Annotated in this window: 24 protein-coding genes; 8 read left to right on the plus strand and 16 right to left on the minus strand. The window is 74.9% G+C overall.

Annotation, left to right across the window (positions count from 1 at the left end; all coding sequences use genetic code 11):
- Window positions 1-132: 132 nt before the first annotated feature.
- The 9 genes from DSM104299_RS17100 to DSM104299_RS17140 are packed head-to-tail and all read right to left on the minus strand — an operon-like array spanning window position 133 to window position 5,972.
- Window positions 133-576 carry a hypothetical protein gene (locus DSM104299_RS17100; RefSeq protein WP_272472850.1) on the minus strand — a complete coding sequence of 148 codons (444 nt, stop codon included), beginning with the start codon at window positions 574-576 and terminating at the stop codon, window positions 133-135.
- The gene (locus tag DSM104299_RS17105; RefSeq protein WP_272472851.1) at window positions 573-1,736 is read right to left on the minus strand and encodes a carboxylate-amine ligase; all 1,164 of its coding nucleotides are present in this window, start codon (window positions 1,734-1,736) and stop codon (window positions 573-575) included. Before DSM104299_RS17105 ends, DSM104299_RS17100 begins: the two co-directional genes overlap by 4 nt.
- Before the next feature lie 11 nt (window positions 1,737-1,747).
- A complete protein-coding gene (locus DSM104299_RS17110; protein WP_272472852.1) occupies window positions 1,748-2,437 on the minus strand; it encodes a redox-sensing transcriptional repressor Rex in 690 nt (229 codons plus the stop codon).
- Entirely contained in the window at window positions 2,434-2,682 is a 249-nt protein-coding gene (locus DSM104299_RS17115; protein ID WP_272472853.1) for a glutaredoxin family protein, read from the minus strand. Before DSM104299_RS17115 ends, DSM104299_RS17110 begins: the two co-directional genes overlap by 4 nt.
- Before the next feature lie 59 nt (window positions 2,683-2,741).
- Window positions 2,742-3,827, minus strand: a complete 1,086-nt coding sequence (gene tsaD, locus DSM104299_RS17120) for a tRNA (adenosine(37)-N6)-threonylcarbamoyltransferase complex transferase subunit TsaD (protein ID WP_272472854.1) — start codon at window positions 3,825-3,827, stop codon at window positions 2,742-2,744.
- Window positions 3,824-4,345 (minus strand): ribosomal protein S18-alanine N-acetyltransferase, encoded by a 522-nt coding sequence (gene rimI / locus DSM104299_RS17125; protein WP_272472855.1) that lies wholly within the window; start codon window positions 4,343-4,345, stop codon window positions 3,824-3,826. The genes tsaD and rimI overlap by 4 nt, the downstream gene beginning before the upstream one ends.
- Before the next feature lie 10 nt (window positions 4,346-4,355).
- The gene (tsaB, locus tag DSM104299_RS17130) at window positions 4,356-5,036 is read right to left on the minus strand and encodes a tRNA (adenosine(37)-N6)-threonylcarbamoyltransferase complex dimerization subunit type 1 TsaB (protein ID WP_272472856.1); all 681 of its coding nucleotides are present in this window, start codon (window positions 5,034-5,036) and stop codon (window positions 4,356-4,358) included.
- Window positions 5,033-5,539: a tRNA (adenosine(37)-N6)-threonylcarbamoyltransferase complex ATPase subunit type 1 TsaE gene (gene tsaE / locus DSM104299_RS17135; protein WP_272478099.1), complete on the minus strand. Its 507-nt coding sequence runs from the start codon at window positions 5,537-5,539 to the stop codon at window positions 5,033-5,035. The genes tsaB and tsaE overlap by 4 nt, the downstream gene beginning before the upstream one ends.
- Window positions 5,526-5,972: an LPXTG cell wall anchor domain-containing protein gene (locus DSM104299_RS17140; RefSeq protein WP_272472857.1), complete on the minus strand. Its 447-nt coding sequence runs from the start codon at window positions 5,970-5,972 to the stop codon at window positions 5,526-5,528. Before DSM104299_RS17140 ends, tsaE begins: the two co-directional genes overlap by 14 nt.
- A 70-nt stretch (window positions 5,973-6,042) precedes the next feature.
- On the opposite strand from DSM104299_RS17140, the gene DSM104299_RS17145 reads away from it, so the two are divergent.
- On the plus strand, window positions 6,043-8,445 hold the full coding sequence (locus DSM104299_RS17145; protein ID WP_272472858.1) for a glycosyltransferase: 2,403 nt from the start codon (window positions 6,043-6,045) through the stop codon (window positions 8,443-8,445).
- A 50-nt stretch (window positions 8,446-8,495) separates the two neighbouring features.
- Here DSM104299_RS17145 and DSM104299_RS17150 read toward each other — a convergent pair whose 3' ends face one another.
- Both DSM104299_RS17150 and DSM104299_RS17155 read right to left on the minus strand, forming a co-directional pair.
- A complete protein-coding gene (locus DSM104299_RS17150) occupies window positions 8,496-9,239 on the minus strand; it encodes a class I SAM-dependent methyltransferase (protein WP_272472859.1) in 744 nt (247 codons plus the stop codon).
- Window positions 9,236-13,519: an alpha-(1->3)-arabinofuranosyltransferase domain-containing protein gene (locus DSM104299_RS17155; protein WP_272472860.1), complete on the minus strand. Its 4,284-nt coding sequence runs from the start codon at window positions 13,517-13,519 to the stop codon at window positions 9,236-9,238. Before DSM104299_RS17155 ends, DSM104299_RS17150 begins: the two co-directional genes overlap by 4 nt.
- A 29-nt stretch (window positions 13,520-13,548) precedes the next feature.
- Here DSM104299_RS17155 and DSM104299_RS17160 point away from each other — a divergent pair, with 29 nt between their 5' ends.
- Window positions 13,549-15,018 carry an O-antigen ligase family protein gene (locus tag DSM104299_RS17160; protein ID WP_272472861.1) on the plus strand — a complete coding sequence of 490 codons (1,470 nt, stop codon included), beginning with the start codon at window positions 13,549-13,551 and terminating at the stop codon, window positions 15,016-15,018.
- On the opposite strand, the gene DSM104299_RS17165 is transcribed toward DSM104299_RS17160, so the two are convergent.
- Window positions 14,913-16,250 carry a glycosyltransferase family 39 protein gene (locus tag DSM104299_RS17165; protein ID WP_272472862.1) on the minus strand — a complete coding sequence of 446 codons (1,338 nt, stop codon included), beginning with the start codon at window positions 16,248-16,250 and terminating at the stop codon, window positions 14,913-14,915. The genes DSM104299_RS17160 and DSM104299_RS17165 overlap by 106 nt on opposite strands.
- Before the next feature lie 51 nt (window positions 16,251-16,301).
- On the opposite strand from DSM104299_RS17165, the gene DSM104299_RS17170 reads away from it, so the two are divergent.
- On the plus strand, window positions 16,302-17,567 hold the full coding sequence (locus DSM104299_RS17170) for an acyltransferase family protein (RefSeq protein ID WP_272472863.1): 1,266 nt from the start codon (window positions 16,302-16,304) through the stop codon (window positions 17,565-17,567).
- Here the strand turns inward: DSM104299_RS17170 and DSM104299_RS17175 are convergent.
- Complete coding sequence (locus DSM104299_RS17175; protein ID WP_272472864.1) at window positions 17,517-17,921, minus strand: hypothetical protein; 405 nt, start codon at window positions 17,919-17,921, stop codon at window positions 17,517-17,519. The genes DSM104299_RS17170 and DSM104299_RS17175 overlap by 51 nt on opposite strands.
- Window positions 17,922-17,966: 45 nt before the next feature.
- Here DSM104299_RS17175 and map point away from each other — a divergent pair, with 45 nt between their 5' ends.
- The 5 genes from map to DSM104299_RS17200 all read left to right on the plus strand — a co-directional run bounded on the left by map (window position 17,967) and on the right by DSM104299_RS17200 (window position 21,579).
- Window positions 17,967-18,704: a type I methionyl aminopeptidase gene (gene map, locus DSM104299_RS17180; RefSeq protein WP_272472865.1), complete on the plus strand. Its 738-nt coding sequence runs from the start codon at window positions 17,967-17,969 to the stop codon at window positions 18,702-18,704.
- Window positions 18,705-18,786: 82 nt separating this feature from the next.
- The gene (locus DSM104299_RS17185; protein WP_272472866.1) at window positions 18,787-19,599 is read left to right on the plus strand and encodes an ABC transporter ATP-binding protein; all 813 of its coding nucleotides are present in this window, start codon (window positions 18,787-18,789) and stop codon (window positions 19,597-19,599) included.
- Window positions 19,596-20,456: an ABC transporter permease gene (locus DSM104299_RS17190; protein ID WP_272472867.1), complete on the plus strand. Its 861-nt coding sequence runs from the start codon at window positions 19,596-19,598 to the stop codon at window positions 20,454-20,456. Before DSM104299_RS17185 ends, DSM104299_RS17190 begins: the two co-directional genes overlap by 4 nt.
- Before the next feature lie 31 nt (window positions 20,457-20,487).
- On the plus strand, window positions 20,488-21,132 hold the full coding sequence (locus DSM104299_RS17195) for a class I SAM-dependent methyltransferase (RefSeq protein WP_272472868.1): 645 nt from the start codon (window positions 20,488-20,490) through the stop codon (window positions 21,130-21,132).
- A gap of 45 nt (window positions 21,133-21,177) precedes the next feature.
- Complete coding sequence (locus tag DSM104299_RS17200; protein WP_272472869.1) at window positions 21,178-21,579, plus strand: YunG family protein; 402 nt, start codon at window positions 21,178-21,180, stop codon at window positions 21,577-21,579.
- 16 nt (window positions 21,580-21,595) lie between these two features.
- Here the strand turns inward: DSM104299_RS17200 and DSM104299_RS17205 are convergent, their stop codons facing one another.
- The 3 genes from DSM104299_RS17205 to DSM104299_RS17215 form a co-directional block, all read right to left on the minus strand.
- Complete coding sequence (locus DSM104299_RS17205) at window positions 21,596-22,429, minus strand: peptidoglycan DD-metalloendopeptidase family protein (protein ID WP_272472870.1); 834 nt, start codon at window positions 22,427-22,429, stop codon at window positions 21,596-21,598.
- A gap of 117 nt (window positions 22,430-22,546) precedes the next feature.
- A complete protein-coding gene (locus tag DSM104299_RS17210; protein WP_272472871.1) occupies window positions 22,547-24,052 on the minus strand; it encodes a hypothetical protein in 1,506 nt (501 codons plus the stop codon).
- The gene (locus DSM104299_RS17215) at window positions 24,049-25,035 is read right to left on the minus strand and encodes a glycosyltransferase family 2 protein (RefSeq protein ID WP_272472872.1); all 987 of its coding nucleotides are present in this window, start codon (window positions 25,033-25,035) and stop codon (window positions 24,049-24,051) included. The genes DSM104299_RS17210 and DSM104299_RS17215 overlap by 4 nt, the downstream gene beginning before the upstream one ends.
- Window positions 25,036-25,067: the final 32 nt, after the last annotated feature.

Here is a 25,067-nt window from a genome sequence, read left to right on the forward strand (position 1 = left end):
CAAGGTCTGGTTGAAGGGCCTTGGTGCGCGCTACGACGGACGCCGGCCCCTGGACAGCGGCGCCATCCTAAACAGACCGACCGATGGAAGTGTGCGATTCGTCGCTAATCGGGTGGATCGAGGTCCACCGGGCTACTGCCCGGGGACCCAGAGCCGACCGCTGGACTGGGCCGGGCCGGCCCCGCCCTGGTCGGGCTGCTGCGGCGGGTCCTGGCCCGCGCCGCCCTGCGGTGCGCCGCCCTCCGGCGGCGTTCCGCCGGCCAACTGCGCGTAGGCCATCTGCAACTGGGACAAGGCCTCGCGGATCGCGGTGGCGTCCGGACCGAGCTGGTCCTCGATGAGGCCGACCAGGGCGCGGGCGCCCTCGATCGACAGGCGCAGCTGCTCGGGGTCGCGCTCGTCCTCGGTGCCGGGCGCGAGGCCGGCGCGGCGGCCGCCCAGGTTCACCAGGGTGACGATGGTCTGCACGATGACGTCCTCGACGCGCAGCGTGCGGAGCTGCTCCTCGAGCTGCTGCTCATAGGCGGCGCGCAGCTCCTCTTCGGACATCTGCGGCGGCTGCTGCTGGTCGCTCATCTCGTGGGAACCTCCTGGGCGTAGGACTGCCGGGTCTCCTGCACGGAGGTCGCGTAGACCTCCTCCATCGGTGCGCCGGCGGCGATCGCGCGGCGCTGGCGCTGCGCGCCGTTGAGCTGGGGAAGCGCCGGCTCGATCCCGAGCTCGGCACGCATCGGTGCCGTCCAGGAAAGCAGGTCGGCGACGGCGGCCGGCGCGGGCCGCTCCTCGAAGGTCGTGAAGTCGATCAGGTGCCCGTCCATGCCGAAGCGGATCGCCCGCCAGAAGTTCTCCTCGACGATGCGGCGCTCGAGGTCGGCGGCGCCGATCGGGCTCGGCCGGCCCTCGTCCTCGTCGCGCGCCGCCTGGGCCACGCAGGCCACGATCAGGGCCGCCAGGGCGTCGGACTCCTGCGCGGTGACCTGGGCGTCGGCGATCCGCACCTCGACGGTGCCGAAGGAGAAGTGCGGGCGCACCGACCACCAGACCTGCGTGTACTCGACGATCGAGTTGGTGGCGACGAGGAAGTCGATGTACTTGGCGTACGTCGCCCAGTCGCCGTAGTAGTCCGGGATGCCGCAGCGCGGAAAGGACTTGGTGAACGACTGCGAGCGCGCGGAGTGCAGCCCGGCGTCGCGGCCGTCGAGGTAGGGCGAGTTGGCGCTGACGGCCAGCAGCGTCGGCAGCACGGCGCGCAGGCGGTCGCAGACTGCGATCGCGCGGTCGGCGCCCCGGATGCCGACGTGGACGTGGAGCGAGAACGTGTTGTTGCGCCGCGCCACGTACTGCAGCCCGTCGACGACGCGGCGGTAGTGCTCGGTGTCGATGTTGTGCTGCTCGCGATAGTCGGCCCACGGGTGCGTGCCGGTCGCGCCGAGCCGGACGCCGCGCCGGGCCGCGAGGTCGAAGAGGCGGCGGCGGAAGTCGCGCTGGCGCGACTGGGCGTCCTGCAGCGTCTCCCCGCGCCCCGAGCGGATCTCGATCTCGGACGAGATCAGCTCGCCCGCGATCGACCCGGCCAGCGGGGCGTCGCCCGCGGTGGCCGCGTCGCGCAGCTCCTCGAAGCGCGGGACCATGTCCAGCGTGTCGGCGTCGAGGATCGCGAACTCCTCTTCGAGGCCGACCGTCCAGTCGGACGACGCCGCGAAGGCCTCCGCGGCGCGATCGGTGTCCAGGCTCATGGTGGGTGGACCTAGGTGAGGTAGAAGTAGAGCGCGTAGAGGAGGTCGACCGCGGGGCTCGAGGTGTGCACCGTGACCTCCGGAGGGACGCGCAGCAGCGACTCGGAGTAGTTGAAGATGATCTTCACGCCGGCCTTCACGAGCTGCTCGGCGAGGCCCTGCGCCGCGGCGCTGGGAACGGCCAGCACGCCGACGACGATGTCCTCGTCCTCGACGATCTGGGCGAGGTTCTTGACGTCGCGCACCTCGAGGGCGCCGACGTTCATCCCGACCTTCTCGGCGTCGGCGTCGAAGATCGCCACGACGCGGAAGCCGTGGTCGGCGAAGACGTCGGACGAGGCGATGGCGCGGCCGAGGTGCCCCGCGCCGAAGAGGGCGATGTTGTGCTGGCCGGCGGTGCGCAGGATCTTGCGGATCTGCGACACGAGGCCGTCGACGTTGTAGCCGACCCCGCGCTTGCCGAACTTGCCGAAGCCGGAGAGGTCGCGGCGGATCTGCGTCGAGTTGACCTGGGTGAACGCGGAGAGCTCCTGGGAGGAGATCGTCTCCTTGCCCTCCTTCTTGGCCTTGGTCAGCACCTGGAGGTAGCGGGCCAGGCGGGCAGCCACGCCGAGCGACAGCCGCTCGGGCATGCCGGGGTCCGGCGCCGCTCCGTTGGGGCGCTCCGTGCCGCGTCCGTTGGCCAGATCGCCGACGCTCATCCGTCGCCAACTGTACCGAGGCGGCCCCTGAGAACGGCCTCGTCGACGAAGAAGTCGAACAGGTGCTCACCGTCGAGCACGACGACCGGGATGCGCTCCAGGTAGCGGCGGTGCAGCTCGTCGTCGGCCTCGATGTCGATGTCGTTGAGCTCGAAGCCGAGCTCGACCTGCAGCGCGACCAGCCGCGCGCGGGCGTCGTCGCAGAGGTGGCAGCCGTCGCGGCCGTAGAGGTCGACCGTCGGCATGGCCCGCTACAGGGCCCGCTGCCCGGTCGCGGCCACGACCGGGGATCGGCGTGCCGGGTTCACAGAGCCCTCTGACCGGTTGCGTGCACCTCGAGCCCGAGGTAGTCGGGGAAGGCGACGGGCGCGACGTAGCGGGCGGCGCTGGCGATCATCGCGGCGTTGTCGGTGCACAGCGCGCGCGGCGGGATCTTGACGGTCGGCGCCAGCGCGCTCAGGCGCTCGCGGAGCGGGCCGTTGGCGGCGACGCCGCCGCCGATCGCGAGGCGGTCCAGGCCGGTGTCGCGCAGCGCGCGCTGCACGCGCTGGGCGAGCTGCTCGACGATCGCGCGCTGGTAGGCCGCGGCGAGGTCGGCGCGGCGCGCCTGCGCCTCGGCCTCGCCCAGGTCGCGGACCTTGTAGAGCAGCGCGGTCTTCAGGCCGGCGAACGAGAAGTCCAGGCCGGTGAGGTTCTTGGAGGTCGGGAAGGCGTAGGCCTCGGGGTCGCCGTCGCGCGCGAGCTTCTCCAGGTGCGGGCCGCCGGGGAACGGCAGGCCGAGCAGGCGGGCGCCCTTGTCGATGGCCTCGCCGGCCGCGTCGTCGAGCGTCTGACCGAGCACGGTGAAGCCGGCGTGGTCGTCGACGCGGGCCAGGAACGTGTGACCGCCGCTGGCGATCAGGCACAGGAACGGCGGCTCGAGCGGCTCCGCGCCGTCGGTGTGGAGGAAGTTCGCCGCGACGTGGCCCTGCAGGTGGTCGACCGGCGCGAGCGGGATCTGGCGGCTCGCCGCGATGCCCTTGGCGGTCGCGACGCCGACGAGCAGCGCGCCGACCAGGCCGGGGCCCGCGGTGACCGCGACGAGGTCGACGTCGTCGAGCGTCGCGCCGGCCTGGCGCAGCGCGTCGTCGACGACCGGCGTGGCCAGCTCCAGGTGATGGCGCGACGCGACCTCGGGCACGACGCCGCCGTAGCGGTCGTGCACGCCCTGGGAGGAGATGACGTTGGCGCAGATCTCGCCGTCGCCGGTGACGACCGCGGCGCAGGTGTCGTCGCAGGACGTCTCGATCGCGAGGATGACGGAGCCTCGCCCTGCGGGCTCGTCCCGGGGCGGCTGCTCGCCCGGAGGGCTCGCCTCCGCGACCCGGGGCGGGAGAGCGCGATCGCTCATACGACCCGCTTGAGCGGGTCGACCGCGTTGGGGATGTCCTCGAGCGTGCCGCGCAGCGTGGCGGGCGTGCGCCACATGATCACGGCGTCCTCGCCGTTGTCCTGGTAGTAGCGGCGGCGCAGGCCGGCGGCGCGGAAGCCCTGGTGCTGGTAGAGGGCGATGGCGCCGGCGTTGGACGTGCGGACCTCGAGCGTGAAGCGCGGATCGGGCTCCTCGACGCGCTCGAACAGCGCCGCCAGCAGGCCGGTGGCGACGCCCTGGCGCCGGTGGTCGGGCGACGCCGACACGTTCATGATGTGCCAGACGGTGTCGTAGCGCGAGCAGATGCAGTAGCCGACGATCGCGCCCTCGGCGTCGGTCGCCGCGAGGCAGATCCCGGACGGCTTGGACAGCTCCAGCACGAACATCGCCAGCGACCACGGGGTCGGGTAGGAGCGGCGCTCGATCGCGATGACCTGCGGGAGGTCGGCGTAGGTGAGGCGCCGGATGGCGGGCGGTGCGGGCAGGGTCGTCGTCAACGCGGTCGGTCTACCGTCGGGGCACGGCATCCGGGGCGCGGACGTACTCCGGGACGAGGGCGTCGCGCGACACCGGTGGGGCCTCGGCGGCGAGCCGGCACAGGGGTCCGGCGCTCACCCGGTGCAGGTCTGCATCGTCCGGTGCGACCGCGACGCCCACCGCCTCGAGCTCCGCCCTGAAGCGTACCGCCCCGTCGCCCGCGGCCGACCAGGATCCGGCGTGCAGCCGCGGGACGGTCGCCAGGCGCTCCGGGCCCCAGGCGGCGGGCGCCAGGATCTCGGTGCCGCGCGCGTCGTAGGCGGCGACGAACGCCTCGCCGCGGCGGGCGTCGAGGATGGCGAGGACGTTGGGTCGCCCCCGGCCCTGGGCGGCACCGAGGGCGATGGCCTGGAGCGTCGAGATCGCGGCGGTCTCGACGTCGAGGCCCTGCGCCAGCGCGCGGGCGGTCGCGACGCCGATCCGGATGCCCGTGAACGTGCCCGGGCCGACGCCCGCGCCGATGCGCGTGACGTCGCTCCAGGCGACGCCGGCCTCGGTCAGCGCGGCGTGCGCGAGCGGGAGCAGCTGCTGGGTGTGGCCGGGCCGCTCGCCGGGATCCGGGTCGTGGCGCCGCTGGGCCAGGAGCGTGCCATCGGGCCGCGCGACGCCGACGACGGTCGCGGGGGTCGCGGTGTCGAGCGCCAGGATCATGGCGAAGCCTCGCCCTGCGGGCTCGTCTCGCTTGCGGTGCTTGCCTGGGGGCTGGCACGCGCAGGCCTCGTGACCGTGATCGTCCGGGTGTCGCCGCCGGCGTGCGCCAGCGTCACCTTCGCGGCGATGCGCTCCAGCTGCGGCTCGGCGATCTCCGGCCACTCGACGAACGCGATCGCGTCCGGCGTCAGGTAGTCGTCGAGTAGCGCAGGATCCTCGTCGGCGAGGCCGCCGAGGCGGTGCAGGTCGAGGTGGGCGATCGGGGCGCGGCCGGGGTGGGTGGGCTCGTATCGGCGTCCGATCGTGAACGTCGGGCTCGTGACCGGCCCGTCGAAGCCGAGCGCGCGGGCGGCGCCGCGCACGAACGTCGTCTTCCCCGCCCCCATCTCGCCCTCCAGCAGGACGACGTCACCCGGCGCCAGCGTCGCCGCCAGCGCGGCGCCCGCGGCCTCGGTCTCGGCCGCGCTCGCTGTCGTCGCCCGGGTGTCGCTAGAACCGCTCAGGAGCGTTGCGCAACCGCAGGCCGACGCCGACCAGCACGAGCACGACGCCGGCGAGCACGAGGACGCGGGCGTCGAGGCCCGTGTTCGGCAGCGTGCCGGTCGCGGCGGGCGCGGTGGTGGACGTGGACGTGGCGCCCGGCGTGGCCCCGGCGGTGCCCGAGCCGCTGCTCGACGAGCCGGAGCCCGAGGTCTGCGGGGCCTGGGTCAGCGGCGCGGAGTCGCCGGAGCCGGAGTTCGAGTTGCCCGAGCCCGAGTTCGAGTTGCCCGACCCCGAGCTGGAGTCGTCGTTGCCGAACGGGTCCGAGTACTGCTGATCGCCCGCCCCGCCGGACTGCGCGAAGGCGGTCGAGACTTGGAACCCGCCCGCCCCCGCACCGACGCCCAAGAGGGCGACGGCGAGCAGCACGACGATCCGGCGGCAAACGGACGGCACGCGGCCACAGTCTAAGGACATCGCGGACGGGCTCCGTTCTGCCCCATGAACAGGTACCTTTGCGGCCCTCGTGCCCCACGCCGAGAACCCACGCCACATCCTGCTCTTGACGGACCGCGACTGGACGCACCCGCAAGGGGGCGGCACCGGCACGAACCTGTACGGCCAGGTGTCGCGCTGGATCGCCTGGGGCCACCGGGTCACGGTCATCGCCGGCTCCTACCCCGGCGCCGAGCCGATCTCCCGTCCCGCCGAGGGGCTGGAGATCCACCGCATGGGCGGCCGGATGACGGTCTTCCCGCGCGCCGCGCTCGCGTCGCTGCGCGGCGTCGGTCGGGACGCGGACGTCGTCCTGGAGGTCGTCAACGGCATTGCCTTCTTCACGCCGCTGTGGTGGTGGCTGCGCGCGCCGCGCGTGACGCTGGTCCACCATGTCCACCAGGATCACTACGTCGCCGAGATGGGCAAGCGCGGCCGGCTGGCGGCCCTGCTCGCCGAGCGCCTGCCGCTCGCGACGTTCTACCGCCACCACCCGTTCCTGACGATCTCGGACTCCGCGCGCCGCGACATGGTGGCCTTGGGGATCCCGGTCGAGCAGATCCACGTCGCCTACCTCGGCGTCGAGGCCGACTCGTTCGTCGCGACCGCGCGCGACGAGACGCCGACGCTGCTGTACCTGGGCCGGATCAAGCAGTACAAGCGGCTCGAGATCCTGCTCGACGTCCTCGAGGGGATCCCGGACGCGCGGCTGGAGATCGCCGGCGACGGCGACCACCGGCCGGTGTTGGAGGAGGAGATCGACCGCCGCGGCCTGCACGACCGCGTGACGCTGCACGGCTTCGTGACCGAGGAGGAGAAGCGCGACCTCTACGCGCGGGCGTGGGTCAACCTCACCGCGTCCTCGGCCGAGGGCTGGTGCCTGACGGTCATGGAGGCCGCGGGCGCCGGGACGCCGAGCGCGGCGATGGCCGTCGGCGGCCTGCCCGAGTCGATCGTCGACGAGCAGACCGGGCTGCTGGCGCGGGAGCCCGAGGAGCTGGCCGCGAAGGTCGCCGCGCTCGTCGAGGACCCGGTCCGGCGCGACGAGCTGGGCGATGCGGCGCGGGCGCGGGCCCGCGGCTTCACGTGGGACGGGACCGCGGAGGCCAACCTGGCCGTGCTGGACCGCGTCGCCGACGAGCGCCGGTCGCGGCTGCGCGACGCCCTGCGGCGGTCGGAGACCGGCGCGGCCGCCGGCCTGGCGCTGGCCACGTTGATGAACAACGCGATCCAGCTGATCTTCGTCGTGCTGTTCACGCGCCTGCTCGGCGCCGACGACTACGGCGCGCTGGCCGCGATCGTCTCCGGGTTCATCATCCTCATGGTCGGCGGGCAGTCGGTCCAGGTCGCGGCGGCGCGTGAGGCGACGCTGGGGCACCTCGGCGCCGACGGGCGCATGCGCGCGACGCTGGAGCGCTGGACGCGGCAGCTCGTGGTGGCGACCGTCGTGCTGGCGATCTTCGGCGCCGCGATCCGCCAGCCGCTGGCCGACGTGCTCGGCGTGTCCGAGCATCCCTGGGCCGTGGCCGGGCTGCCGGCGACGGGCTCGCTGTGGCTGTTGCTGTCGTTGCAACGCGGCGTGCTGCAGGGGTTGCGGATGTACGGCCAGGTCGGGATCTCGATCATCGGCGAGGCGCTGGGCCGGATCGTCTTCGCGGTCGCCCTCTTCGCGGTCGGGCTGGGCATCACGGGCGCCTACCTGGGCAACCCGGTCGCGTTCATCGCGGTCTCGTTCTGGCTGTCGCGGGTGCTGGCCAAGCGGCTGGGCCCGGCCGAGCAGGCCACCGACGCCGGGGCCGGCGCCGGCGTGGGCGCGTCCCGGCCGCTGCTCGGCCTGGTCGGCGACAACTGGATCCCGATCGTCGGCCTGCTGCTGCTCGCCGCGCTGCAGAACGTGGACGTGATCGTCGGCCGCCACCAGTTCAGCGGCGACTCGTCGGGCTCCTACGCGGCGGCGGCGGTCGCGGCCAAGTCCGTCGTGTGGGTCGCGATCGGCGTCGGCCTGCAACTGCTGCCCGAGGCGACGCGCCGCGCGGCCGCGGGCCTGGATCCGCGCCCGGCGCTGCTGCGCGCGCTCGCGGTGCTGGCGGCGGTGGCGACGCCCGCGCTGATCATCTTCGCGCTCGTCCCCCACTTCCTGATGAAGGTCGCGTTCGGGCCGGACCTGACGCTCGCGTCCGACGCGCTGCCGGTCCTCGGCGTCGCGATGACGCTGCTGGCCGTCGCCTACCTCACCGTGCAGTACATGGTGGCCTTGGGGGAGCTGAAGTTCGTGTGGGTGCTCGGCGTCGTCGCGATCATCGAGCCGTTCCTGCTCACGGCGGGCGACTTCACGCTGCTGTCCTACGCCACGGTCGTCCTCGGCCTGCAGCTCGTCGCGGCCAGCGCCGTGCTGGCGCTCGGGCTGCGCACGCGCAGGCCGGTCACGGCGTAGCGCCGAGCGCTTTCCTGGTGCCGACGACGGGCAGGTGAGCCCGGCGGGCGCTAGACCCGGCGGACGCGGATCACGCAGTTCCAGGCCACCAGCTCGCGCAGGCCCGGGACCTTCATGATGGGCTTGGCCCAGGGCCAGTAGCGCGGCACAACGTCGGTGATCTCGAGGTGCGGGTGGCTCCGCACGAGGCGCAGCGTCGCGCCGATGTGGCAGGCCCAGAGCGTCTCGCCGTAGGCGTGCTTCTCGGGCTTGCCGTGGCGCTTCTCGTAGAGGCGCGGGCCAAGCGTCGGGCCGAGGTAGTGGTAGGGCGCCATCAGGTGCCCGCCCCACGGCGAGTACCAGTTCGTCCACGAGACGTAAGCCCAGCCGCCGGGCTTCAGCACGCGCTCGATCTCGGCGACGATCGGCTCGGCCGACGGCGTGTGCTCGAGCATGTTGGAGCAGAACACGCCGTCGATGGAGCCGTCGTCGAGCGGCAGGTTCCCGGCGTCGCCGAGGACGTAGCCCTCCGGCGGCGCGCCGCCGAGCTCCAGCTCGTCGGTCGAGTTGTCAATTGGGATGACCTGCGCCCCGCGGCCGCGGAACGCGTCGGTGTAGTAGCCGGGGCCGCAGCCGAGGTCGGCGATCGTCTGGCCGGCGAGCGGGCCGTGATGGGCGTCGAGGTCGTCGACGGCGTAGGCCGCGAGCAGGCGGTAGAACGGCTCCGGCTCGGCGCGCTCGTTGCGCCACAGGCGCCACAGGGTCCGGAAGCGCTCGGGGCCCCGGGGCAGGTCGACGGCGGTGGCGGCGCTCACGGCGCAGACGGTAGGGGATCGCGATCGTCGGCCGCGGGCTCGGCGGCGCGGTGCGGCGGCGGTGGCGCCGGCTTCGCGGCGAGCGTCCGCCAGAGGATCACGGCGATCAGCAGCAGGCCGGCGAGCGTCAGCCAGTGGCCGGCGATGCGGTCGAGCGGGTACTTGGTGGAGTTGGCCTTGAGGTGATGGTCGCCCTGGGCCAGGCCGACGGCGACGTAGACCGCCGGGACGCCGACGATCAGCAGCGCCGCGGCGACCTTCGCCAGCAGCGCGTCCGGCAGCCCGCGCCACAGGATCAGGACGAGCGCCGGCCCGGCGACGACGCCGGCGCGCAGCCCGAAGCCGAGCGCGAGGGCGAGCGCGAACGGGATCGCGAGGGCGACGGCGCGGCCGAAGGGCAGCGGCCGCGGCGCGGCCGGAAGCGGCAGCGGCGCGACCACGGCGGGCGCGGCGACAGGGCGCCGCCGCCGGGCGCGGAGCGTGAGCGCGATCAGCAGCGCCAGGAGCGCGAGGCACGCGAGCAGCGAGACGATCAACGACGCGTTGGCGGCCTTCTGCAGCCCATAGGTGAACGCCACGGCGTGGCAGCCGGCGTCGATCGGCCACGCGTTCGCGTAGCCCTGCATAGGCCGGGGCGCGCCGAGGTCGCGGCCGTCGCAGGTCGCCTTCCAGTGCGCGTCGTAGGAGGAGCCGAGGACGAGCCAGGACGGGCCGGTCGCCGCGACCTGGACGCCGTCGCGACCGTCGGCGTGGCCGGTGCCGGCGTCGACGACGCGGCCGCCGCCGGCGGTCGCCACCGGCCGGAGGGCGGCGGAGGCGAGGCGGACGCCGTCGACGCGCAGCCGGCCGTCGGCGCCCCGCAGCGTGGTCTGGCCGGCGGGAAGCGCGAGGGGCGCGCAGCCCGCGAGGCGCAGCGGCCGGCCGGCGTCGAGCGCCGCGCGGTCGACGCGCCCGCCGAAGACGACGGTCTGGCCACCGGCGCGCAGCGTCGCCGTGCCGCACGGCACCGCGACCGCGCCGCGCCGCGCCGGGCTGACCGGCGCCGTGCCCGCGCCGCGGATCTCGCCGATGCCGACCGCGCGCCGGTTGCGGTCCCGCGCGGGCGTGCCGGCCGGGAAGCGCGCGGCGAGGACGTCGAGGCGGAACGTGGTGCCGCGCGCCGGTGCCGCCAGCCCGACGGTGCCGTCGGCGGCGACGCCGGCCGTGACCGGCGGGCCGCCGTCGACCGTCAGCGCGACCTTCGTCGGCCGCCGCACCCGCACGCCGGGCCGGTCGAGCGTCAGCGTCCGGACGGTGACCGGCTTCGCCGTGCGCCAGGAGACCCACGCCGGCCGCCCCGGGATCCACTGCCCGAGCCAGTCGCGCCCGCCGGCGCCGTCGAAGGCGCCCGAGGCGCGGTAGCGGCCGAGGCCCTGGAACCGCGCCGCGGAGTCGGCGCCGCGCAGCCGCACGCCGGCGCCCGCCGCGGCGCCCCCGTACAGCCCGCCGACCAGCGTGTCGATCGTGTGGTCCGGCGTCCGCGGGTCGATGCTGGTCCAGGCGTCGGCCCGGTAGGACCGCGCGACCGGAGGCGCGACGATGCGGCGCAGCGTGCGCTCCGGATCCTGGGTGTCGCGCAGCTGGCCGGCGCCGCGCTCGCCGACGTAGCGGCCCTGCTCGTAGGGCACGTCGGCGGTCGTGCGATCCAGGATGTAGGTCAACGCGTTGTGCGACAGGTCGGTCCCGGCGAGCGCGCTCTCGATGTCGGTCGGCGTTCGCAGCGACTCGGTCGCGGCCACGCCCGGGATCCGGAGCTCGCGGATGCCGCCCGCGCCGGCGTTGCCGCGGTGGGGCCGGGTGACGTCGGCGAGGTGGACGACGAGCGACCGCACGCCCTTCAACCCCACGTCCAACCGGTTCCACCCCGCCTCGACCGCGAAACGCCGGCCGTTGACGTCGACCGACTTCACGCGCCCGCGGCTGTCGCCGTAGGGCATCAGGTCGATCGAGCCCACGTCCCGCGGGCGGTCGAACGTGACGGTCAGCGTCGGGCGCACCGGCACGAGCTGGCGGTCGGCGATCCAGGCGGTCGACGGGTCGCCGTCGAGCGCCGCGAACGGCCGCTGGTCGGGCAGCTGCGTGACCTGCGGCGACGCGGGCGCGCTGACGTCCTTGACGCCGCCGCCCAGCACGGCCACGGTCTCGCGCCCCGCCGCGCCCGGGTCCGACGCGCTGCCGAACGGATCGAGGACCGTCCCGTCCTTCGAGACGTCGTCGCCCGCGGTGAGCGTCGGCCCGACCTGCCCGCGCGAGCGCGCCGCGACGAACGCCCGCCGGCGGTTGCCGTCGCTGACGACGAACGACGCGCCCGCCCGCGCCGCGGCCCGCACGCCCGCCGCGCTCAGGTCCGGCGCGTAGGCCAGTGGCCTGCCGGGATCCAGCGCGCCGAACGACGCCAGGCCCGCGACGCCGCCCGACGCGCCGTCGACGACCGTCAGGGGCCCGCGCGGCAGCACCCGGACGGTGCCGCCCGTCGGCCGCTCGATGCGCCGCAGCTGCGGCACGCGGACGTCCGGCGCCACGCCCGACGCGGCGCTGCGCGCCGTCACCTCCGGCCCGTAGCCCACGCCCTGCCCGAGCCCCGCCAGCGTCCGCGCGGCATCGCCCGCCGGCATCTCGCCGCTGTAGGCCCGCGCCCCGTCGGCGGCGATCACGACGTCGCCGACGCCCATCAGGTCCAGCAGCGGCGCGAGCTGCCCGGGCCGCAGCCGCTCCTGCGTCACCAGCGAGTCGACCCCGAACTGGAGGTCCGACGAGCGCCGGTCGGCGAACGGGATGATCCACCGCTCCGACACGGGGTGCTTGGTCAACGCCGGCAGGACCGGGTCGACCGTCCCGCCCCACTTGTAGAACGCGAACAGCTGGCCCGGGAAGACGGCGGCGCGCGTCGCGTCCGGCCGCGCGTCCAGGTCGGCCGCCAGCGCGCGGTAGGACGACGGCAGCGTGAAGCGCAGCTGCCCCTCGGCGGCGCGCCCCGTCACCAGCGGCCAGCACGACACCACCAGCAACGCCACACCGACGCCGACGACGGCGGCGCGCGCCCGCGCGCCGCCCCAGCGCGCCCAGGCGTACGCGAACGCCGCACCGCCCAGCCCGGCCAGCCCGAGCGCCGTCAGGGCCCCTGCCTTGTAGGTCGTGCGCAGGAACTGCACGAGGTTGACGTGGTAGTAGACGCCGGTGACGACGCGCCGCATCGGCGTGCCCTCCGGCCAGCCGGCGGTCATCACCACCAACCCGACCAAGGCCAACAACAAGAAGAACGGCGCGTACCGCCAGCGCCGCGTCGCGACGAACGCGCTCAGCGACAGCGCCGGCGTGACGAGGCCCGCGACGACCACCGGCAGCACCAGCAGCAGCACCGGTCCGGAGCCCTGGTACGGGCGCAGCGCGCCGCCGAAGCCGGTCCCGACGTAGGTCCCCCAGAACCCCATCAGCCGCACGGACTCCGACAGCGACGTCGTCCCCCAGATCGTGCCGGGCTGCTCGGTGAAGGCCAGGAAGTCGGGCGCGGCGCGCGAGCTCAGCGCCAGCGGCACGACCCACCACAGGTTCGCGACGATCGCCACCGGCGCCAGCCGCAGCACGAACGGCAGCACCGCGCGGCGCGGCACGCCGCCGATCCAGACGTCGTAGATCAACAACAACGCCGGACCGAGCAGGACCCAGCCGGTCAGCCCGGCGTTGACGCCGCCGCCCGCCGACGTCAGCACGAGCGCGAACGCCGCCGGCCACTTCCAGCCGCGCGGCTCCCGCAGCCCGCGGTGCACGCACAGCAGCAGCCACGGCAGCGAGGCATAGGCCAACAGCGCGATCGACTGGCGCGCGAAATAGACGGTCACATAGGGGTTGACCACGAACAGGACCGCGGCCGCGGCGTGCACCGCGCCGCGGGGGCGCTCGTCGCCGAGCAACGCGTCCAACAACCGCACGACGCCCCAGCCGGCCAGCGCCAGCAGCGTCCCGAGCCACAGCCGGTGCACGATCCACGTCGGGACGCCGACCAGGTCGCCCAGCGCGAACCAGGGCGCCATCGGCCACGCGTAGCCCGCGTACTGCCCCGCCCACACGTGCCCGAGGTCCGTCGTCGGGTTCCACAACGACAGGACGTCGCCCAGGAACCGGGTCGGATCCAGGTACAGGTTGACCTTCGTGTCGGCCACCAGCTCGCCCGGACGCTGGAGCAGCGCGACCACGTACGCGAGGACGGTGACCGCGAGGGGGATGGCCCGGCGGCTCCGCATGCGGCGTCGAAGGGTACGCTGCACCGCCGATGCGCCCGCCCCTCCCCTCCGCCCGGCCGGCTGCGGGCCTGGCGCTGGCCGGCCTCGCCGCGCCGACCGTCCTGGCCTTCTTCAAGGGCGGCTACTTCGAGAACGCGCGCGACGCCGCGCTGGTCGGCGTCGGCATCCTGCTGGCGCTCACGGCCCTGGTCGTCCCGCGCGAGCACCTGCTGCCCCGCAACCGCCATGCGCGCCTGGCCCTCGCCGGGTTCGCCGGCCTGGCGCTCTGGACCGCGCTGAGCGCGTCCTGGGCCCCGCTGAACGACGCCGCCTGGGCGACGTTCGAGCGCGACGCGCTCTACCTCGGCGCGCTCGTCGCCGCCACCGCGCTGCTGCGCCGCGACACCGGCGCCGCGCGCCTCGTCGAGCCCGTCCTGATGCTCGGCGCGCTGGTGGTCGTCGGCTACGGCCTGCTCGGCCGGCTGCTCCCGGACATCGTCCACGCGGCCCCGTCGATCTCGGCCGGCGGCCGCCTGGACCAGCCGTTGACCTACTGGAACGCGATGGGCGCGCTCGGCGCCGTCGGGCTCGTGCTCGCGGCGCGGATCGCCGGCGACGCCGCGACGCGCTCGCCCGCGCTGCGCGCCGCCGCCGCCGCGGCCGCCGTCCCGCTGACCGTCGCGATCTACCTCACGTTCTCGCGCGGCGCGCTGGCCGCCACCGCGGCCGGGCTGGTCGTGCTGCTCGCGTTCGTCCCGTCCTACACGCAGCTGCGCGCGATCGCGATCACCGTCGAGGCCGGCATCATCGGCTGCGCGATCGCGGCGGCCTCGCCGGCCGTCCGGACGCTGCACGGCAGCCACCCGGCGCTCCAGGGCGCGTTCGTGCTCGTCGCGCTGCTCGCCGTGATGGCGCTCGCCGCCGGCGTGCAGCGCTGGGCGGCCGTCGTCGAGGGCGAGCGCCGCACCCGCATGGGCCGGATCCCGCTGCCGCGCCACCACGGCTGGGTCGCCGCGTTCCTGGTCGCCGCGATGCTCGTCGTCCCGGTCGCGGTCGCCGCCGGCGGCGACACGCCGTCGAGCACCGACCCGCGCTTCGGCGCCTCCACGAGCCGCCTCGCGTCCGCCGACTCGCCTCGCTACCACTACTGGAAGGTCGCGGTCGACGCGTTCGCCGACGCGCCGGTCAAGGGCATCGGCGCCGGCGGCTTCGCGGTCCGCTGGCTCGAGGACCGGCCGGTGCTCCAGCCCGCGCGCGACGCGCACTCCCTCGAGATCGAGACGCTCGCCGAGCTCGGCGCGGTCGGCGGCCTGCTGCTCGCGCTGCTGGGCGCCGGCGTCGTCCTCTCAGCCCGCGACGTGATCCGCCGCGAGGGCACCGCGCTGATCGCCGGCCCCGCGGCCGCGCTGGCGGCCTACGCCTTCCACGCGTCGATCGACTGGGACTGGGAGATGCCGGCGTTGACGCTGGTCGGCGTCGCGCTCGCGGGCGCGCTGCTCGCGGCGTCCGACGACGCCTGACGCCCCGAGCGCCGCGCCGCGACCCGCGTCCACAGCGCGTCGAGCGCCACGGCGCTCAGCACCACCAGCGCCGGCTCGAAGGCCACGCGGAAGCGCGTGGAGCCGTACACCGCGGCGCCCATGATCAAGATGAGGAAGAACGGCGCGCCGAGGATGAACAGCGGCTGGCGACGCCGGCGCAGGACCAGGGCGCCCGCCAGCCCCAGCGGCAGCATCGCCCAGAACATGTAGACGCCGAGCCACTGCACGCGGTGGTCGCGTCCCTCGCCCGACGCGAGGTACACGCCCTGGCGCGGTCGGTAGACGTCGAACTGGCGGCCCAGCCGCGCGGCCACGACGACCGGGATCCGGCCGGCGTGGTCCTTGGCGTAGTCGACCCCGCGCTTGCGCCAGACTCGTGAGTACTCGGACTCGTCGCCCGGCGCCCGCCGGCCGAAGCACGAGAACGCCCACGACCCGATCAGGTCGCCGTAGTAGGAGCGCTCGCAGTTGGCGCCGACGAACACGTTGTCGCCGTTGGTCGAGATCAGGACCGGGTGCTCGAACGTCGCGAGGTTGCGGATCGTCCACGGCGCCAGGACGACGAGGAACGCGGCGCCGATGACCAGCGCGGCGCGCAGCCGATCCGGCCAGGCGCGGACGGCGTGCAGGATCAGCGGCAGCACGAGCACGAGCAGCAGCCCGAGCGCCTCGCCGCGGGTCAGGGCGGCGAGCGCGACCAGCGCGCCGACCGCCAGCCCCCAGCGCACCGACGGCGCCCGCAGGTAGCGGTAGGACGCCAACAACGCGAGCGTGACGAGCAGGACGTACTCGGTCTCGCTCATGATCGCGCCGTCGATGACCCACAGCAGCGGGTACACGGCGGCCAGCCCCGCGGCGATCAGCCCCGCGCGCGCGCCGGCCACCGTCCGGCCCAGGACGCCGAGCGCGACGACCGTGCCGGTGCCGATCACGCCCATCGCGGCGCGCTGGATCGTCGTGCTGCCGCCGCCCAGCAGGTCCAGGAAGGCCAGGACGACGATGTGCAGCGGCGGATGCTCGGCGGTCGGCTGGTTCTCGAACGGCCGGATGAAGCCCTGGCCGTCGGCCAGGTGCTGGGCGTCCATGTGGAAGGTCAGCGCGTCGCCGACGACCGGGTACTTGCGGTGCGCGACCGCGTAGGCCAGCCGGATGAGCAGCCCCACCAGCGCGATCAGGGCGAGCCGCGTCTCGAACTTCTCGGGCAGGCGCATCCGGGGCCACAGCCTACGGACGACGGCGACAGCGCGTACAGTCCCGGCGGCATGCCGGACCCGCAGGACCCTGCCGTCGAGCCCGCTGTCGCACCGCCGCCGGGCAACCCGCGCTTCGCACCGATCGACGGCCTGCGCGCGGTCGCCGCGTGCGCGGTCGTCCTGACCCACACGGCGTTCCTGTCGGGCTTCAACGGCCACGGCTTCCCGGGCCAGATCACCGCCCGCCTGGACGTCGGCGTCGCGCTGTTCTTCGTGATCTCCGGCTTCCTGCTCTACCGGCCGTTCGTCGCGGCGCGCTACCGCGGCCGGTCGGGGCCGGCGATCCGCCGCTACGCGCGGCGCCGCGTCATCCGCATCGTGCCGGCCTACTGGCTGGCGCTCACGGTCCTGGCGATCTGGCCCGGCCTGCCGCTGGTCTTCAGCGACCACTGGTGGGTCTACTACTTCTTCCTGCAGAACCTGCACGTCGACTGGTCGATCGGCGGCATCGGCGCGGTCTGGTCGCTGTGCGTCGAGGTCCAGTTCTACATCTTGCTCCCGTTCTACGCCCTGCTGCTCAACCGGGCGCTGGGGCGCCTGCCGGTCCGGTCGCAGATGGGCTTCGAGACCACGTTCCTCGCGCTGCTGGCCACCGCGTCGATCCTGATCCGGGCCGCCGCGTTCCAGGACAAGACGCCGGACACGATCTCCCAGACGATCGTCGGCACGTTCTTCTGGTTCACGCTCGGGATGGGCATGGCCGTCGCCAGCGCGCGCTGGCACGACGTGCCGGTGGCGGAGCGCCCGCGCCCGCTGCGCGTCGTCGCCCGGCGCCCGCTGATCCCGTGGGCGATCGCGGCCGCGCTGCTCGTCGCGGTCAGCCAGATCGGGATGCCGACGCTGTCGCTGGCGACCTACACGATGCGCGACTGGATCCTCGGGCACATCCTGTACGGGTTGCTCGCGTTCTTCTTCGCGCTGCCGATCATGCTCGGCGTCGACGGCCGCGGCGGCGTGCCCGAGCGGCTGCTGACCCTGCGCCCGATCGCGTGGCTCGGGCTGATCTCCTATGGGATCTTCCTCTGGCACCACCCGCTGACCGGCAAGTTCCGCGGCGTCCAGGACTGGTCGACGCACGGCAGCGCGCTGATCTACACGCTGTCGGTCTTCGGCGTGGCCGTGGCCGCCGCGACGCTGAGCTACTACCTGCTCGAGCGGCCGTTGTTGAAGTTCAAGGACCCGCGCCCGCGGCGCTCCCAGGACCCCGGCGGCCGCGGCGACGGCTCAGGAGCTGCGGCGGAAGCTGAGCGGGTCGAGCTGGCGCGCGCGGGCTAGCGCCCGCCGGTTGCCGGCCTGGTCGCCGTGCAGGCGCCGCACGGCCGCGACCGCCAGCCAGGAGTCCCGGCGCTCGGGCTCGCGCCGGACCGCCGCGGCGGCCAGCTCCGTGGCGGGCGCCGTGGCCTTGACGCGCACGAAGGCCGAGACCCCGTCGACGATCTGCTCGGCGCCGCGGCAGTGGTCGAGCAGCTCCCGCGCGACCTTCGGCGCATCGGTCACCGGCCGCTTGCGCGCACCGATGGCGAACGCGTCATGCCGGCCGGCGTCGCAGGCGTGGCGCTGATGCGTCCGGCCGAGCCCGAGGGCGATCAGCGCGACCGCGCCGACGAGGAGCACGAGGCGAACGACCATCTGCGGCGGATCCTAGATGGTCGCCGTCTCGTAGCCTGTTGCGCCATGTCCACCGACACGCCCGAGCAGCTCGAAGGCATGAAGGCGGCCGGCAGGGTCGTCGCGCAGACGATCCGGGAGCTGCGCAAGCTCGTCCGGCCCGGCGTCACGACGTTGGAGCTCGACCAGGCCGCGGGCCGGGTGTTCGCCGCGCATGGCGCCCAGTCCGGTCCGCAGTTGGACTACAACTTCCCGGGCGTCATCTGCATCTCGGTCAACGACGAGGCCGTGCACGGCATCCCGAGCGGCCGGCGGCTGCGCGACGGCGACCTCGTCAAGCTCGACGTCACCGCCGAGCTCAACGGCTTCTACGCCGACGCGTGCCGGACGGTCGCGGTCGGCAAGGTCAAGCCGAGCGCGGTCAAGCTGATCGGCGCGGCCGAGTCCGGGCTCAAGCGCGGGCTGGCGGTGGCCACCGCGGGCGCGACCGTCAACGACATCGGCGTCGCGGTGCAGCACGAGATCGAGAAGCGCGGCTTCAGCGTGTGCGCCACGCTGACCGGTCACGGCATCGGCCGGCGCATCCACGAGGAGCCGACGGTCTTCAGCGTCGGCATGCCCGGCCCGTCGCCGACGCTGACCGAGGGCCTGGTCATCACGATCGAGCCGATCATCGCCGCCGGCGAGGGCGACGTCGTCGAGGACGGCGAGTGGATCGTCCGGACCGCCGACGGCTCGCTCTCCGCGCACGCCGAGCACACGATCGTCATCACCGACGGCGCCCCGCTGGTCCTGACCGCGTGAGCGCGGAAGGCCTCGCCCAGGGGCTCGGCTTCCGGGCGGGAACTCGCCAGGGGCTCGTTCCCGCGGCCCTGGCAGCGCCGACGTGACGGCTCAGGCGCTCGCTGTCGCCGGCGTGCGCAAGCGCTACGGGCGCCACGAGGCGCTGCGCGGCGTCGACCTGGAGGTCGGCGAGGGCGAGCTGGTGGGGCTGCTCGGGCCCAACGGCGCGGGCAAGTCGACGCTGACGAAGATCGCGTGCGGCCTGGTGCGGCCCACGTCCGGCGACGTCGCGGTCACGCGTCCGTTCGGCTACCTCGCCGAGCTGTTCCGCTTCCCGGGCTGGTGCACCGCCGACGAGGTGCTGCTCCTGCACCAGCGGCTGACCGCGTCGGACGGCGGCGCGCGCGAGCGCGGCGAGCTGCTGGAGCTCGTCCGGCTCGAGGACGACGCGACCACGCGCGTCGAGGCCATGTCCAAGGGCATGCAGCAGCGCCTCGGGCTGGCGCAGGCGATGGTCGGCGGGCCGCGGCTGCTGCTGCTCGACGAGCCGACCAGCGCGCTGGATCCCGGCGGGCGCCGGACGGTCCGCGACCTGCTGGAGGAGCTGCGCCGCCGCGGCGTCGCGGTCCTGCTCAACACGCACCTGCTGTCCGAGGTCGAGCAGGTCTGCGACCGCGTCGTGATCATCGACAAGGGGTTGGTCGTCGCCGCCGGGTCGCCCGCCGAGCTGGAGCGCGGCAGCGGCGTCGAGGTCGAGCTGGCCGGCGGCGTCCGCCGCTTCGACGGCGCCGCGCGCGAGGACGTGCCGCGGATCGTCGCCGAGCTCGTCGCGGCCGGCGAGGAGATCTACGGCGTCCACGTGCGCAGCTCGACGTTGGAGGACGTCTACCTCGACACGGTGGCCGACGCGCGATGAGCGCCGGCCGGATCTGGATCGTCGCGCGCCACGCGCTCCAGGAGGCGCTGCGCCGCCGCGTGCTGCTGGTGGTGATCGTGCTGACCGCCGTCTTCGGCGCGCTGTACGCCTGGGGCTGCAGCGAGCTGTTCCAGGACGTCGACCAGTTCCGCGACAACGACACCGGCCTGGACCCGACCGCGCTGGCGGGCTCGACGATCGTCGGCCTGGCGATGTTCGGCGGCCTGTTCCTCGGCGTCGTGCTCGCGACGTTCCTGACCGCCGGCGCGGTGCGCGGCGACGCCGAGCGCGGATTGCTGCAGCCCTTGATCGTCCGGCCGCTGACGCGCACCGAGTACCTCGTCGGCCGCTTCCTGGCGGCGGCGAGCGTGAGCGCGCTGTACGTGTTGATCGTGTACTTCGGCGCGGTCGTGGTCACCGGGCTGATCGGCGACTGGTGGCCGGCGCACGTGGTGGCGGTCGGGCTGCGGCTCGCCGGCGGCGCGGTCCTGATCGCCGGGCTGGCGCTGCTGGGCTCCGTGTTCCTGGGCGCGACCGCCAACGGGATCCTGTTGTTGATGACCTACGGGATGGGCCTGCTGGCGGGCCTGCTCGGGGCGATCGGCGACGCGATCCCGTCCCCCACGCTGCAGCACATCGCGTCGACCGCGTCGTGGGTCCTGCCCTTCGAGGCGCTCTACCGCGACGCGCTGCGGCTGCTGGTCCGCGACGTCCCGGGCGTGACCGGCGCGCTGGTCCAGCTCGGCCCGCTGGGCGGCTCGCACGACGCCGGCCCGCTGCTCGTGCCGTGGGCGATCGCGTACCTGCTCGGCGTGCTCGCGCTGGCGACGTTCGCGTTCGCCCGACGCGACGTGTGACGCCGGCCGCCCAGGCGCGTAATGTCGCGCCATGGATCTCCTGTCCCGGTTCCATAGCGGCGTCGCCCACCAGCTCAGCCACCCCGCCGGCCTCGCGGGGCGCGCGATCGGCCGGCGCCTGAACAAGGGCAACCGGCCCGCGGTCGCCCAGGCGGTCGCGGCGCTCGCGCCCTTCGAGGGCGCCACGGTCGCCGACGTCGGCTTTGGCGGCGGCGTCGGCCTGGAGCTGCTGCTGGCCTCCGACGCCGAGACCGTGCACGGCGTCGAGGTCTCGACCGAGATGCTGCGCGCGGCGCGCAAGCGCTTCGCGTTCGACATCGACGCCGAGCGCCTCGGGCTGGACGCCGGCTCGATGTCCGCGCTGCCGCTGCCCGACGCGACCCTCGACGGGCTCATCACGACCAACACCATCTACTTCATCGCCGACCTCGCCCCCGCCTTCGCGGAGCTGGCGCGCGTCCTGCGCCCGGGCGGCGTCGCGGTCCTCGGCCTCGGCGACCCGGAGAAGATGCGCAAGAGCAGCTTCACGCCCTACGGCTTCGTCATCCGCCCGGTCGAGGAGGTGGCCGCGGCGCTCGCGGCCGCCGGCCTGCCCGTGACCGACCACCAGCGCGTCGGCGACGACCCGGCCGCCTACCACCTGCTCGTCGCAACTTCCCCCGCCGCGCCCCGTTGAGGCGTGACGCTTGCGCCGTGACCGCCGCCGCGTAAGGTCCCGGCCGTGCCGCCGCCCACGCTGGCCGTCGTCGAGCAGGTGATCCGCGCGAGCTGGTCGCCCGCGAGCTGCGATCCCGTCGACCTGGCGGACTGGTCGCCCGCGAACCCGGCCCGCGGCCAGTGCGGCGTCACCGCGCTGGTCCTCCAGGACCACCTCGGCGGCGACCTGCTGATGGCCGAGGTCCGTCACGCCGACGGCTCGCGCCAGGGCGTCCACTACTGGAACCGCCTGGACGACGGCGCGGAGCTCGACCTCACGCGCGAGCAGTTCCTCGCCGCCGAGGTCGTCCTCGAGCCGCGCGTGGTGCACCGCCCGCCCGACATCAGCGGCGGCCGCCTCTACGAGCAGTACACGCGGCTCGCGACGCGCGTGCGCGACGGCCTGGCGCGGGACGGCGGCGAGTGACGTTCGCGGGCGACGCTCAGCCGACCGCGCCGCGGGGATCGATCGCGGCTCCGCGCAGGCGCAGCTCGAAGTGCAGGTGCGGGCCGGTGGCGCGTCCCGTCGCGCCGACGCGTCCGACGACCGTGCCGGCCGCGACGCACGCGCCCGGGCGCACGGCCAACGCGGACAGGTGCGCATACCACGAGGTCACGCCGAACCGGTGGGCCAGCACCACGAGGTTGCCGTAGCCGCCGGGGTCCCAGCCCGCGGAGGCGACGCAGCCCGCGCCGGCGGCAGCGACGGGCGCGCCGGTGTCGGCGACGTAGTCCAGCCCACTGTGGAACCGGCTCCCGCGCGGGCCGAAGCGATCGCCGACGGGCGCCGAGACCGGCGTGCGCAGCCGCAGCGGCGAGGTCGGCGGCGCGCGCCGCAGCGCCGCCAGCGTGCCCGGGCCGGCACGCCCGTCGACGGCCAGGCGCGCCCAGGCCTGGAAGCGGCGCAGCGCCGCCGCGCTGCGGGCGCCCAGGACGCCGTCGACCGCGCCCGACGGGAAGCCTGCGCGACCCAGCAGGAACTGCAGCTGCGCGACGTCCCAGCCGCGCGTGTCGGCGCCGAGCGCCCGTGCGCCGAGCAACGGCCGCCCGCGCCAGCCCAGCGCACGCCGCGTCGCGGCGCCGGCCACGCCGTCGACGACCAGTCGCGCGCGTCGCTGCAGGCGCAGGACCCCCGTTCGCGTCGCGGGCCCGGGCAGTCCGTCGACCGTGCCCGCGTAGAGCCCGCGCGCGAGCAGCGCGACCTGCAGGGCCGCCGTGCCGGAGCCGGCGGCCCGCGCCTGGCCGGGAGCGCCGAGCGCACCGAGGACCAGCGCCACAACCGCGAGACGACGCACGCGGGGCATCGGTGGGGCTTCGCCGCCGCGGTCCGGCTCCCCTGCCGTGCCTAGGCACGACGGCGAAGCCTGGCGCCCCGCGACGCCGATGCGGCGCCGCTACACGCCCGGGCGCCGCGCCAGCAGCACGTAGTCGCCGTAGCGGCCGACGCGCGCGTAGTTGGCGTCGATGTAGTCGTCGAGCAGCGTCACGCCCGAGGACTTGGCCGAGTCGTTGGCCTCGGTCGCCGTCGCGACCGGCGCGACCCAGCGGACGACCAGCGGCGTCCGGGTGCGCTCCAGGTCGTCGCGCATCTCGCGCTGGACCTTCGCGGTCGTCACGACGCCGGGCTGGACGACGTCGTAGCGCGTCGGGTTGCTGCGGTTCAGCAACGTGTACAACAACGTGTCGCCGACGCGGACGCGGTCATAGCGCGGCGGCGCGCTGAGCAGGTCGGAGCCCGGCCGCGAGCGCTTGTTGACCGCGGCGGCGAGGTCCTCCAACGCGTGCGCGTCGGTCTGCGCCGTCCGGACGCCGTTGGCGTCGGCCAGGTCGATCCCGGCCATGTTGGTGCCGTCGGTCACCTTGCCGAGCATGCGGTCGGCGCCGTGCAGCGCGATGACCGCCAGGCCCGCGCCGAGCACGACCTTCCAGGCCATCCGCGACTCCCTCGCGGCGCCCGCGGCCAGCGCGATCGCCAGGACCGCGGCGAGCGGCACGAGGTGGAACTCGTCCGTGCGCGCCAGCAGGTAGAGCAGGCCCACGACGAGCAGCGGGACCAGCGCGAGCCCGCGCCGCGCCGGGATCGACGCCACCGCCCAGAGCACGGTGAAGACCACCAACAACGCCGGGAAGTCGCGCTCGAGCACCTTGTTGGGGTCGGTGGTGCGCGGCGCGACCGGGAACGGCAGGCGCTGGAGGTGCTGCTTGGCGGCGAAGCCGAACGTCTGCGACAGGAAGTCGCCGGGCGCCACGACCAGGAAGGGCAGCATCCCCAACAGCGCGCCGCCGCCGAAGACCAGCCACAGCCGGCGCCCGCCGTGCTCGCGGCCGCCGAGCAGGAACGCGCCCAGGGCCGCCGCCACGCCGACCTCGGGCCGGAACAGGAACGCGACCGCCGCCAGCCCGCCGGCCAGGCCCGCATGCCGCCGGCCCGCCAGCAGCGCGCCGAACGCCAGCGCCACCGCCGGCGCCGTCGGCCCCGGCGTCAGCGGCCACGCCATCGCCGCGGCCACGCCCGCCCAGGCGGCCAGCGCCCAGCGGTCGTTGGTCGTCTCGCGCCGGACGAGCAGGTAGGCGAGGACCGCGGCCACGCCGGCGATCACGGCGCGCACGATCCGCCAGACGACGAGCGAGTCGCCGAGCAGCGCCTGCAGCAGCGGCGCGCCCGGCAGGTAGTTGCACCAGAAGTCGCGGTAGGGCCACTCGCCCGACGCGATCCGGTGGCCCCACTGGAGCATCAGGCCCTCGTCGTGCGGGCCGGTCCCGGCGCGCAGGTCGATCGTCGCCCACGCGGTGGCCAGCAGGCCCAGGACGATGATCCGCAGGGGCGTGAGCTCCACGGTGACGCGGAAGAAGCCCTCGCGGGGTGGATGGTGCTCGCGCCGCGCCGCCATCGCCTTCACTCCGCGGCTCCTGGATGGCCGCCCGCCGCGGGCCCGCGCCACGGGCGCCACGGGACCGCGCGCTCCATCGCGGCGCGCTGCGTCCCGCCGACCCCGTGGCGGGCGCGCCACACGTCGGGCAGCCGCGGCACCGCGTCGCGCAGCCCGCGCAGGTGCGAGCGCAGCGCGTTCGGCCCCCGGCGGGCCGCGTCGACCAGCCACGAGGCCTGCCGGTAGGCGACGTACGGCGCCCACTGGACCGGGAACCAGCGGACCGAGAGCAGCAGCGAGTTGCGCGCGACCCAGTAGCCGACCGGCGCGCCGCTGCCCGCGCCCGCGTGGCGCGCGACCGCCGGCTCGTAGCGGCACGTCCAACCGGCGAGCCGCAGGCGCAGCGCCAGGTCGACGTCCTCCAGGTACATGCCGTAGGACTCGTCGAAGCCGCCGACCTGCGCCACCGCGTCGCGCCGGTACAGCGCCGCGCCCGCGCACGCGCCCCAGATGTCGCCCGGGACGTCGAAGCGGCCGTCGTCGAGGCGTCCGCGCCCGCGCTGCTCGCAGACGCCGTCGCGCCGCAGCGTGTCCCCCGCGTCGTCGATCAGGCCGGCGTCGTCCATCCCCACCATCTTGCACGCGACGGACCCCGCGTCGGGTGCGGCCTCCAACACCTCGGTCATGCGCGCCAGCCAGTCCGGGGCCAGCGCCACGTCGGTGTTGACCAGCGCGACCGCGTCGCAGTCGGCCACCGCGTCGAGCCCCGTGTTGACCGCGGCGGCGAACCCGCCGGAGCTCGCGCGCCCCACGACGACGACGTCGCCCTGGGCGCGGAGCCAATCGACCGACTCGTCGCGCGAGCCGTCGTCGACCACGACGATCCGGTCGGCCGGCCGCGTCTGCGCGCGCAGCGCGGCGAGCAGGCCGGGCAGCCAACGCCGCCCGTCCCGGTTGGGGACGACGACCGCGACCCGCAACCGCGCCCCCGGGGCGAGGTTCTCGGCGCTCACGCCAGCTGCCCCAGCGCCGTGCGTGCGAGCGC

The organism is Baekduia alba, assembly GCF_028416635.1.
Classification (GTDB): Bacteria; Actinomycetota; Thermoleophilia; order Solirubrobacterales; family Solirubrobacteraceae; genus Baekduia; species Baekduia alba.